The sequence below is a fragment of the Lysinibacillus composti genome (genome assembly GCF_016908465.1).
Classification (GTDB): domain Bacteria; phylum Bacillota; class Bacilli; order Bacillales_A; family Planococcaceae; genus Ureibacillus; species Ureibacillus composti_A.
Map to the genome: position 1 here is coordinate 14,134 of NZ_JAFBDY010000010.1, position 11,913 is coordinate 26,046.

At 38.7% G+C, this 11,913-nt stretch carries 9 protein-coding genes and 1 tRNA gene; all 10 read left to right on the top strand.

Features of this window, described 5'->3' with window-relative positions; genetic code table 11:
• Positions 1-514 precede the first annotated feature (514 nt).
• The 10 genes from JOD29_RS11705 to JOD29_RS11750 all read left to right on the top strand — a co-directional run bounded on the left by JOD29_RS11705 (position 515) and on the right by JOD29_RS11750 (position 11,875).
• The gene (locus JOD29_RS11705) at positions 515-1,213 is read left to right on the top strand and encodes a polyphosphate polymerase domain-containing protein (RefSeq protein ID WP_124765185.1); all 699 of its coding nucleotides are present in this window, start codon (positions 515-517) and stop codon (positions 1,211-1,213) included.
• Between the two features lie 15 nt (positions 1,214-1,228).
• On the top strand, positions 1,229-1,912 hold the full coding sequence (locus JOD29_RS11710; protein ID WP_124765187.1) for a DUF4956 domain-containing protein: 684 nt from the start codon (positions 1,229-1,231) through the stop codon (positions 1,910-1,912).
• 1,067 nt (positions 1,913-2,979) lie between these two features.
• Complete coding sequence (locus JOD29_RS11715) at positions 2,980-4,506, top strand: NADH dehydrogenase subunit 5 (protein ID WP_124765189.1); 1,527 nt, start codon at positions 2,980-2,982, stop codon at positions 4,504-4,506.
• Entirely contained in the window at positions 4,503-7,115 is a 2,613-nt protein-coding gene (locus tag JOD29_RS11720) for a DUF2309 domain-containing protein (protein WP_124765191.1), read from the top strand. Before JOD29_RS11715 ends, JOD29_RS11720 begins: the two co-directional genes overlap by 4 nt.
• A gap of 113 nt (positions 7,116-7,228) precedes the next feature.
• Positions 7,229-7,591, top strand: a complete 363-nt coding sequence (locus JOD29_RS11725) for a Na-translocating system protein MpsC family protein (protein WP_124765193.1) — start codon at positions 7,229-7,231, stop codon at positions 7,589-7,591.
• 95 nt (positions 7,592-7,686) lie between these two features.
• Positions 7,687-8,175: a hypothetical protein gene (locus JOD29_RS11730; protein ID WP_124765195.1), complete on the top strand. Its 489-nt coding sequence runs from the start codon at positions 7,687-7,689 to the stop codon at positions 8,173-8,175.
• A gap of 594 nt (positions 8,176-8,769) precedes the next feature.
• Positions 8,770-8,844 (top strand) — tRNA-Asn (locus tag JOD29_RS11735).
• A 257-nt stretch (positions 8,845-9,101) separates the two neighbouring features.
• Positions 9,102-10,142 (top strand): NAD(P)-dependent alcohol dehydrogenase, encoded by a 1,041-nt coding sequence (locus tag JOD29_RS11740; RefSeq protein WP_124765197.1) that lies wholly within the window; start codon positions 9,102-9,104, stop codon positions 10,140-10,142.
• Between the two features lie 181 nt (positions 10,143-10,323).
• The gene (locus tag JOD29_RS11745; RefSeq protein ID WP_124765199.1) at positions 10,324-10,842 is read left to right on the top strand and encodes an RNA polymerase sigma factor; all 519 of its coding nucleotides are present in this window, start codon (positions 10,324-10,326) and stop codon (positions 10,840-10,842) included.
• On the top strand, positions 10,826-11,875 hold the full coding sequence (locus JOD29_RS11750; protein ID WP_124765201.1) for a DUF4030 domain-containing protein: 1,050 nt from the start codon (positions 10,826-10,828) through the stop codon (positions 11,873-11,875). Before JOD29_RS11745 ends, JOD29_RS11750 begins: the two co-directional genes overlap by 17 nt.
• Positions 11,876-11,913: the final 38 nt, after the last annotated feature.

Sequence of the window (11,913 nt, forward strand, 5' to 3'; positions counted from 1 at the left end):
CGTAGAAAACCATTTTTCTCGATGAGGAAAGTGGTTTTTTGTCGTTAAGCGTACATTTAAAAATTGGAAGACATTCTAAGCTTAATTCTAATAAGGTATATGTAGAGAGCGGGCTAAGCACACAAGCCGCAAAGTCATGTTGAAACATGTCTTTTCGACTTGTCTTCGAGGCCAACACGATGTTGGTCATGGGGGCAATGCCACAGGACGTGGCGTTTTTGCCCCCGGATTTGTGTAAGGCCCGCTCACATATAATTTGTCCTTCTAAACTTTCCGGAAACTTTGCGCGGCTTACAGTGAGTAGGCCGCGTTTTCTGAAGAGCGGCTAACACTTATTAATCTATTGGAGCCAAACTATAAAGCGTCAGAATGGTTATAGGTACTAATCGTTTTCTTGTAAATTTTACTATATCCCAGGCTCTTTTATTTTCCTGAGAGTTTTTAAGGTTTGTTTAAGGTTCGTTTTACATAATAGGTTCATAAGCAAAACACCACAATAAAGGAGAAGCGCGATATGGAGGCTATGCGTTTAAACGGCGTGATGGGACGAACTGAGTTAAAGCATGAAATCACAAAGATGGATTGCTATCTTTTACGCAATAAATTAAAGCACTTTATGAAAGTCGACCCACACGCAACGAAGGATGGGAAATATTTAATACGCAGCGTTTACTTTGATAACTTTGACAATAAGGTGCTAACAGAGAAAAAAGAGGGATTTTACGGGAGAGATAAATTTCGAGTGAGGCTGTATGACTACAACATGGATTTCCTGAACTTAGAGAAAAAAAGTAAGCGAAACAACTTAACATATAAACAAAAATGCCCAATCACTGCCGAGGAATACGAAAAAATAAGGGTGGGGGAAATCGCTTGGATGGAAGTTGATTCAAGGTCACTCATCCGGGATCTTTATATCCAAATGAACTTGTTTCAAATTAAACCTGTGACGGTCGTCGATTACGAGAGAGAAGTATTTATTTATGATCAAGGAAATGTCCGGGTTACTTTTGATAGCAATGTTAAAACGAGTTTTCGAAACAATGATTTATTGAATCCTCATTTAGCGATGGTCGAAACCACTCCTGAAATTGTCATTCTGGAAGTGAAATATGATGAATTTTTACCAGATGTCATTAAATGTTTGCTACAACTGGGGAACCGAAAAAAAGGGACGTATTCAAAATACCAAATCAGTCGAATGTTTGGATAAAACGGGGGAATCAAAATGGAAACAATCAATTTTGAAGATATTTTTAAATCTAGTATTCTAGAAAAAACAAGTAACTTTTCAATCATAGATTCAGTGATTGGATTAATCGTCGCTTTTTTAGTCGGCTTGTTTATTTATTATGTGTATAAAAAAACGTTTTCGGGTGTGATTTACTCACATACATTTAATATTTCATTAATCATTATGTCGATGACAACAGCGTTAATTATTATAGGGATTTCATCAAATGTTCTATTGTCATTAGGGATGGTAGGGGCATTATCGATTGTACGTTTTAGAACACCAATCAAAGACCCAATGGATATCGTTTATTTGTTCTGGGCAATTGTGGCGGGTATTTTATGTGGAGCTGGATTCATTCCACTTGTAGTCATTGGATCCATTTTAATCGGTCTCGTGCTAATTCTATTCGGTAATCGCGTGAGAGTAGAAAATCCTTATCTATTAGTGGTTCGCTATAATGAAACATCGATTGAAAAAACAATGGAACACGTCATTTCAGAGCATGTTAAAAAGCATTCAGTGAAATCAAAATCAATTATGCCTGGAAATGACTTTGAAGTAACGTATGAAGTACGCGTTAAAGAGAATGATATGATTTTTATTAACCATATCTCCAATATCGAAGGTGTGAAATCTGCCATTATGTTAAGTTATGATGGAAATTTCACAGCTTAATAGAGTGTAAGTGACTTTTGGAAAGGGTGCTATTCACGAATGTGAATGGCACTCTTTTTTTTGTGTTGGCGCGTTTGTAGTGGATTTGAAGTGACTATGAAAGTTGAAGAGAGGGCGTAAAATAGGAATGTCGGGATTATTTCAAAAATTGTCGGGATTATTCTCGAACACATTCTAGTGAGAGTAAATGTTATTGCCCCGCCCTTAATTGTTTTCTAGAAAAGTAAAAACCTCAAATTTTTCCTTGTCTCACATTACTCTATATTAACGAGAACAAAATGCCAAAATCCAACCAAGACTTCTGCAACGGAAGGTCTCTTAAACGTTCATAAATTAACATTTAAGTTTCAATTTTTTGTCAACTAAGTTTACGAGACGGAGGAAATAAAGAAATAGCTTTTTGTAAACGATGATGACAAAAAATAAAGTTCTCGAATTGAAGCTTACAAGGAAAGAAATGCACTCCGTAAGAATTGTAAATTATACCAGTAAATTAATGCGATATCAGGAAGAAGTTTTAGTACAATAGAAAGATAGTGGTAGGGGAGCGATTTATTCTCAAAGGTATTTTAGTTTTGATTCCTGAATATAGTGACTTGTATTCCCCTTGCAATCATTTACCGCTGTTATATAATAGATTCTAGAATGTAAACGAAATTGACGATGTGTACTAGTAATTTTCCAACTTCAACTTGACAGAAAGTTTAAAAAATATTAGAATTTTAAATTGTAAATAGAATTTAACACGTTTCTAGTAGCTTTAGTATGATGGTCAATGATGTATTGATCACCGTAAAAAAGTGAAATAGAAAATTAGAATAGTTAATTACATAATAGGTAGACGATTAAAAAACCTCATGTAGGTTAGTTAAAAGTAAACCGACAATTTTCAAAGTTAATGGGTTGTTATGGCCATTAATTTGTTAAATTGTCGGTTTTTTTATTTTTTCAAAACGAATTTATGACTTTGAACGAAAGGAAGGGACCGTCATGATGCAGAGAGATCATGGTTCGATTTACGAGATGCCGACTACTTACATTCATCTCATTCAGTGGAGGGGATGCAGATGTTAAACGTACTCAATGTTGACTTATACCCAAGCTTGTTTTTGATTATGCTTGCGATTTCTTTACTCATTTCTGTGATTTTTTTACATCCAAAAGTACCTCTATCTTTTGTACGTATACATGTAGGGTTTATGGCAATACCGCCACTTGTTGCGCTCGTCGCACTGATCTTTCATCATGAACGCATCATGGTGGGGCCTTGGTATTTTAGTTCGTTGTCTTGGCTATTGGCATTTTTTGTTCTGACGATTGGCTGTATTGTCCAACGCTTTTGTGTCCGTTACTTACAAGGCGATTCCGCTTATCGAAAGTATTTTGCCTTACTAACAGTGACTACAACGGCTGCTTCCGCAACTTGGGTTAGTAATGATTTTCGTTTGTTATTGGCTTGTTGGGGGGCTACACTCCTTGGGCTAACCTTACTTATTGGGTTAAAAAGGGAATGGGTAGTGGCGAGAAATGCAGCAAAAATTTGTGGACGTCTATTTGCAATCAGTTGGGGCGTATTATTGTTCGCGATTGTTTGGATTGCACAGGCAACGAATCACTGGCAGTTGTCGGACGCACTTACACCCACTAGTCTTGCACAGCTTGATTCATGGGAGAAGACATGTATCAATTTATTGCTCATTGTAGCTGTCGTTATTCCTGCAGCGCAATGGCCTTCTCATCGATGGTTGTTAGACTCGGTTGTTGCACCAACGCCAATCTCTGCGGTGATGCATGCGGGGATTGTGAATGCTGGTGGTATCATCTTGACTCTTTTTGCACCACTCTTCCAAGGGAGTATGGCGCAGATGATTTTATTAATTTTTTCTAGTATCTCTGTGTTAATTGGAACGGGAATAATGCTCGTTCAAGTAGATTATAAACGCCAACTTGTGGGGTCCACTATCGCGCAAATGAGCTTTATGTTAATTCAATGTGCATTAGGTGCTTATTCGGCAGCCATTATGCACGCAGTATTACATGGCATGTTTAAGGCGACTCTTTTCTTACAATCTGGGTCCGTGATTCATCGTCACGAATCTGGTTTCTATACAAAAATATCATTGTCATTTTCAACAATTGTTACTGGAAGCATCGTTGGTGTTCTAGCGGGGATTGGCTTTTGGCTCTCGTCCCCAGGCGAAACTTATCAATTAGTAAGTGCCTTTATTGTAGGATGGTCGGTATCGATCGCTTGGGTACAACTTGTTGCTTTTGGATTGGGGAAAATGGGGCACGTTGTTGGGTTCGGTGTTCTCGTCGTTGGAGCCATTGTTTACTTTTTCATTCATCACCTTTTGTACGGTGTGTTACATGAAACCGTTCAAGTAAATATGCAACCACCTGTACTGGCAGCCATTGTTCTCATTCTAATCTTGTTAGGAGCTTTCTTGATAGGGGCTTGGTTAACTCACAACCGTTTATCAAAATACTATGCGATTGTTTATCTTTGGTTAGTACGATTAGGAGAGCCGAAAGAAAATGTGATTGAAAGTCATCCCTATTATTTGCAATCTCAAGGAGGTAAAGTACGTTGACTACAACATTAGTTAAAGAGATAAATATAGAAAAACGTTTTAATTCTGTAAATCTAAATGAACTTGTGGAAACTGCTAGTAAAGTGATTGTGCCACTTGGACCTTTAACGAAATTTGCTGCACGTCATCCTTGGGCAGGCATCGAACAGCAGTCATTTGAGCAAGTTGCACGTAAACTTAAAAGTACCAGTAATGTGGAAATCTATCCTGATGATTCGATCCTGCAATCTGCTTGGAACCGAGGTGAGATTGGTCAGGAGTTTCTAGAAATGAAGCTTCAACAATGGCTTGATTCACAGTCGTTTGAATTGCCAAGTGAGGTGGTAACTCAGTTCTGCCAAGCAACGCTTATGCAAGAAAAGAAATCTATTAAACAATTACCAAAGACTGAGATAAAGGGCATGGCAAGGGAACTAGTAAATGATTTTCATATTCCGACGAAACAGGTCCTCCAAACATATAGTCAGCGTCTGCAAAGGATAAATGGTGAGAACTTAACTGAAGTTCTTAATGGGCAACTGATTAAGTGGTGTAAATTGTTTTTAGATGAAGCACAGGCAGTTTGGGCAATGCCAAATCGTGATAAGGGTTTTTATTATGCTTGGAAGGAAATGGCGAAATATGATCCTGCCATGAATCATCTGATTCGTCGGGAGCTTAGCCATTTACCAAACGATGCAACGCAAGCTTTAATGGATGCGCTGCTAGGTTTAGAAATTTCCTACTTAGAAATTGAGAGTTATTTAGAAGCGCATTTGCTCGCTCTACCAGGTTGGGCAGGAACGATGTTGTGGCGCTCACAGCAATCTACTGAGCAAAAGAACATAGTAATGGAATATTTAGCAGTTCGTATTTGTTTGGAGTATGCGCTTATTAAGCCGCATCTGCCATTACCACAGCCAAAACAAGAAGAGAAGATAGAGCTTTTAGAGTCTCTCATAGCATCTTGGGCACATTGGGGTGACATGCCAATCAAGGAGTGGCTAGAGTTATCGCCGAAAGAGGCCAAAGCAAGACTGGCACTTGCTTACCGATTTGATCAAACAGTCCAACATCGACTTTGGTTGGAAGCGTGGGAACAAACTTTTGAAGATCAGTTACAGAACATCATCAGTTCAACACGAAATCGTGTCGTGGAGTTTCCCAAGTCTGCATTGGCCCAATTTGCCTTTTGTATCGATGTTCGTTCAGAACCGTTTCGTCGCCAACTTGAAGATGCAGGTCCTTTCGAGACGTTTGGAACGGCTGGTTTTTTTGGATTACCAATTGAAACAAGCGAGCTTGGTAGTAAACATAGCCATCCATCCTTGCCGGTTCTATTCAAACCTCAAATAAAGGTGAAAGAATGGTCATCTGAAAATGACTTAAAACCCTATAAACAACGTCACCAAACAGTCGGTTCGATTAGCTACGCTTTTAAAAGGCTGAAATATAATTTACCTTCGAGTTTATTGTTACCTGAAATTAGTGGTCCGTGGCTTATTTTACAAACGATGGCTCGTAGCTTTGTTCCGAGAAGTACAGGCGATGTATACCGTAAAATTCGAGGGAAATGGTTACGTAAACCACAAGCGCAACTTTCGCTTGATCGTGCACAGGCATCGGAATCAGAATTACCAATTGGATTTACCCTAGAGGAGAAAGTGCATTATGTACGACAAGCATTGAAGATGATGAGCTTAACAGAAAACTTTTCACCTTTAGTCGTCATTTGTGGCCATGGTAGTCACAGTACGAATAATCCCTATGCCTCGGCACTAGATTGTGGTGCATGCGGTGGGGCTTCGAGTGGATTTAATGCGCGGGTATTGGCAACATTGTGTAATCTTCCAGTGGTACGGAAATTGCTTGAACTAGAGGGGATTATTATTCCGAAAGAGACGGTTTTTGTAGCAGCTGAGCATATTACAACGCTCGATGAATTACAGTGGCTTTACGTCCCTAAACTTACTGCCAAAGCGAAAGAAGCATTTGAGGCTATTCAAAAAGTACTGCCAAAGGTTAGTGAACAGGCGAACGCTGAAAGAATTCCAAAATTACCTGGAGTAGGAGCTTGCAGTCATAACCATAAAAATGAGGCGAAACGCTTGGGAAATGATTGGAGTGAAGTTCGACCTGAATGGGGATTAGCGCGTAATGCTACGTTCATCATTGGGAATCGTGCACTTACTCAATATTGCAATTTAGATGCTAGAGCTTTTCTTCACAACTATGATTGGAAGAAAGATCCGAACGGGCCGATCCTAGCGAATATTATTTCTGGACCAGCAACCGTTGCCCAGTGGATTAACTTACAATATTATGCGTCGACCGTTGCCCCTCATTATTACGGCAGTGGCAATAAAACGACCCAAACCGTCACAGCAGGCATTGGGGTAATGCAAGGAAATGCGAGCGATCTATTAAGTGGACTTCCGTGGCAGTCGGTGATGCAATCAGATGAAGAAGCCTATCATGCTCCACTTAGATTATTAGTAGTCATTGAGGCACCAAGAAAGTATGTGTTACGGATGCTAGATCAAAATCCGGCATTTCTTCAAAAAATCCAAAATGGATGGATTCGTCTTGCATCGATTGATCAAGAAGGAAATTGGGAGAGTTGGTCTTAACACTCTCATTTGAACAGCTCACTTGTGGGATGTATGATTGGAGTTTATAGTTAAAAACTAAAATAAACTAGAGCGAAAACTTGAATTGTGGACCAGTAAGAAAGGAAGTCATTATGGATAAATCAAAAGGTGCCCTTGAAGCAGAAATTAGTAAAGCTTTAACACACTGGGAGAAAAATTATCTCGGTCGTGGGAGCGTATCGGTTAAGTCAGATATATTACGAGATATGATCATCGTGGTGTTAAAAGGAATTTTAACACCTGCTGAGTATTCAGTCTGCCAAGAAAAAGAGGGCCGATTAACAATAAAAACGATTCGTAATAGTTTGGTGGAATCAGGAGTTGAGGAATTAAAAGAGGTGTTATTATCCATAACAGGTGAAGAAGTCGTGAGTTTTTATACCGATTTGAGTACACAAACTGGGGAACGCATGATGATCTTTAAGCTTTCAGATGATCTGCAAAGTAAATTATGATGAAACATTTGGGTGGATTCATTCCTAAGAATCGCTGAAACAATCAAAGTTTACAAATGGAAATAGAATGTAAATCGTTTAAGGAGTGATTCTTAATGGAGACGGCAGATAAAAATAAAATCACACTTTACGTATTGGATTTTGATGTTGAAATAGATGATTTAATAGAAGAGAACCAAAAGATGAATACGGAAAGTAGCATCGTTTTGCATACTGGCCCGATCGGATCACCCTTTGATGACATCATGCGATCCATCATCATTGCGGTTTATCGATACAATGTTGCAGAAATAGTCATCGTGAGTAGTCTTTATCATAATAAAGAGAAGAGCCTATGGACTGGATACAGCGAGGAATGTCAAAGAGAGGTACAAGAGAAGGTACATACGCTCAATTATCTATTTGAACATTGTAAACCAGAATTTGTCGAGAATAATATAAATGAGTGGTTCGCAGGTGGAGAAGCCCGAACTGACCGTGCACAAAATACAGTTAGAGTCATTCGCCAACACCCATTAATCCCGTCAGATGTAAAGATTACCGAAATCAGTATTCTAAAGGAAAAAGAAGCGGTTCTTCAATAATTGAGAAATACGTAAGTGTGAAAAGAAAAAACGTGATGCTTTCAGGTGGAAATTTGAAAGCATCGCGTTTTTCTTTTTCGTGGGACAGGGGGACAGGTACACTGTCCCATTAACTGGGACGAGGTACCTGTCCCCCCGTCCGTCCCGAAAATAAGGGAAGCATTTTCCGTTAAGGTATGTAGTAGGTGCATTTTTAGTAGAAATAAGGGAATATATTTCCGTTAACTACTCTAAATATGCCTAAAATCCAAGGTTTTGGACAACATAACGGAAAAACTTTCCCTTATTCTTAGTGAAATAAGGGCAGTTTCCAACAATAAGGGTAATTTGTTCCCCTATTTACCAATTCAAGTAAAATCAACATTCAAAACGAGAATAGAGCCGATATAAATTCTTGACCTAAAAAGGCAGCAGCACTCTCCTAAATGGAGGAAATTGGAACATTCTAAAGGGGGCAAGAATTTATGAAGAAAAAGTTTAAATTTTGGTTTAAAAAAAGTGACTGTTGGCTATTATAATGTATGTAATAAGAATGTTATTCACCGCAACAACAACTGTTGGAGAATAATCTAAAGTAACATTTCATATTATTTTTCCGAAGTAGCTCAGTGGTAGAGCAATCGGCTGTTAACCGATTGGTCGTAGGTTCGAGTCCTACCTTCGGAGCCATTATTTCCCTTGAGTTTAAACTAAACAATCATTAAATAGTTTGTCTTAACAAAGTGAAAGAGCACTTAACCGCCCATAAACGGTTAAGTGCTCTTTTTTAATTTGTACATACAGATTTTGATTTTAATTGCCTCTATGGTTGGCGACGCTTGTCGTTCAAAAGCGCAAGGAAGGGAATTTGTTATTCGAAATAGAATTCTCATTAAGGTGGTATAAAAAGATTACTAAAATCGTATAAAATATAGGAGGTTTTGCGAATGAAAATTGTGAAAGCGAGAGCCGTTGACGGTCCAGACAAACCGTTTCGCGCGGCTGAAATCACTCGACGTGATCTAGATTTGTATGATGTGTTAATTGAAATAAAGTTTGCTGGAATTTGCCATTCGGATATCCATACTGCTCACAGTGAATGGGGCCGGACAAAGTATCCACTCGTCCCTGGACATGAAATTGCAGGGGTTGTTGCGGATGTTGGGGAAGCGGTCACGAAGTACAAAGTTGGTGATCGAGTAGGGGTAGGATGTATGGTTGACTCTTGCGGCGAATGTGAAAATTGCCAAAAAGGTGAGGAACAATACTGTCTAAATGGCAATGTTTCCACTTATGGTGGGATCGACAAATATGGTGAGATAACGCAAGGCGGCTATTCTACTCACATTGTAGTGCAAGAGAATTTCGTCCTTCGAATTCCAGATAATATTGACTTTGACGTAGCCGCACCACTCCTTTGTGCAGGGATTACAACGTATTCACCGTTAAATCACTGGAAAATTGGTCCAGGTAAGAAAGTGGCGGTCATTGGGTTAGGTGGCCTTGGTCATATGGCTGTTCAAATTGCCCATGCGATGGGTGCTGAGGTGACGGTTTTATCCCAAACATTGAACAAAAAAGAAGATGGTTTAGCACTTGGAGCTGACCATTACTATGCAACAAAGGATCCTGAAACTTTCAAGAAACTTGCTAGGTCCTTTGATTTTATCTTAAACACGGTAAGTGCGAAGATTGATTTAAATGCTTACTTAAGTTTGCTTACGCTTGATGGGACGATGGTGAATGTAGGGGCTCCTGCAGAACCACTAGCAGTAAACGTGTTCAGCTTAATAGGCCATCGCCGTTCCTTTGCCGGTTCGTTAATTGGCGGCATTCGTGAGACGCAAGAAATGCTCGACTTCTGTTCGGAACATAATATTACGCCTAAAATCGAAGTCATTTCGGCTGACCAAATTGATGAAGCCTATGACCGCGTTTTAGCTTCTGACGTGAAGTATCGTTTTGTCATTGATGTTAGTACAATGTAAGAACTTTCAAAGATGTTCCCAAGCTATTTTGGGGACATCTTTTTTTATGTATTTCCAGTACAACTGCAATGTTATAATTTATCAGCATTCATCCAAATTTAGATTTTTTGTGTTCACCCAAAATAAATGTGACGAGTTGATTTTCACTTGCGTCTAAGTAGTAGAAAAAGGGGGGGCAGCCTTGAAACAAGAGGAACTAACGGAATGGTTTGACCAATATGGTGAATCCGTTTTAACTTACATACTGTTGATGGTGCGAGACTATCAACAAGCGGAGGATTTAACACAAGAAACTTTTATAAAGGCCTATAAACATCAACAGCAATTCGAACATAAATCCTCTGTGAAAACTTGGTTATTTTCAATTGCTCATAATACGACAGTTGACTATTTTCGAAAAAAACACCCGATCCAACATTTTTTAGGCTTAACAATTGAAGAGAAAGATTACAAGCCACTACCAGAACAAATTGTCGCGATGAATGATCAAACCGAACAACTATATAGGACGATCCAGCAATTAAAACCATCTCACAGGCAAGTGATCATTTTGCGGAAACTAAAAGAATTTTCAACAGCAGAAACAGCCTATGTATTGAATTGGTCAGAAAGCAAAGTGAAAATGACGTTAAAAAGAGCATTAGAGGAACTAAGAAGAAAGCTAATTCAAGGAGGGATCACTGATGAAATTCTTGGATGAACAATTCCGTGAATTAGACGAAGAACTAAAGATTAATGAACAATCAAAAGAGCAACTGAAACAAAAAATCTTACAAAATGTAACGACAAAAGAAAAACGACCTATAAAACAGTACGGTTGGATTGCCATTGCCGTTTGTATGTGTTTCATCATTACGCTACCATTTTATTCACCAACCATGGCAAGTATTGTAGGAAAAGTTTTACCAATAAAGATTACGCCCCATTATTCTGAGGGACAGTATAACCCGAATTTAACAGCTCAGCTTTTTGAATTAGTCGAACAGGAAGGATACGCAGTTGGTTCTGTAGGGATCACGCCATCTCCCTATACAATTGAAGTTTCACTCCTTTTAAAGGATTCTACTTTGAAACAAGCAACAAAAGACCTTGAACCTACAATCACAAATTATCTATATGAAAATGGATATGATGAATATGAATTGCTCTTTACAGAAGCAAAGGAAGTCCAGCGAGCTCCTCATGAAGATGAAGAGTCGAAACTATATGATGAAGTACGTGAAATTGTGAAAGAGGTATTTACATCCTATGGTTATGCAGAAGAAGCAGACTATGAATTAGCAGGTTTTAAATCAACATGGTTTTCTAATATTGTCACATTAGACATGCCTGATCATATTGAAGAGTCCGATGAAATCATAGTGGATATCGAAAAAGAATTCGAGTCACGTAAATTAGATATAAAAGATATTGAAGTAACCACCTTTAATTTAGCGCATCGCCTGCAAGATAATCGTTGGGCATATATTGCATCCGATATTTATAATGCGATGGCGGGGAAATCAACGTATCATCTGACAGGTGTTTCCTATAAGGTGAGGAAAGGGCATTCTTATGTTGACATTAAAACAGCTTTGACTGAACCGCCTTCTGAAGAAACCATCAAGGAAATCGAAGCAGCGATCCAAGAGTATTTCGCTTTACCAGAAAAGAAAGAGCAACTTCAAAATGACGATTATACGATTCAATTAGAGCTTGAAAATGGCGAACCATTTATGGAAGTAACAAAATAAAGAAAGGCTGAAAGGATTCTCAAATAATCCCTTCAGCC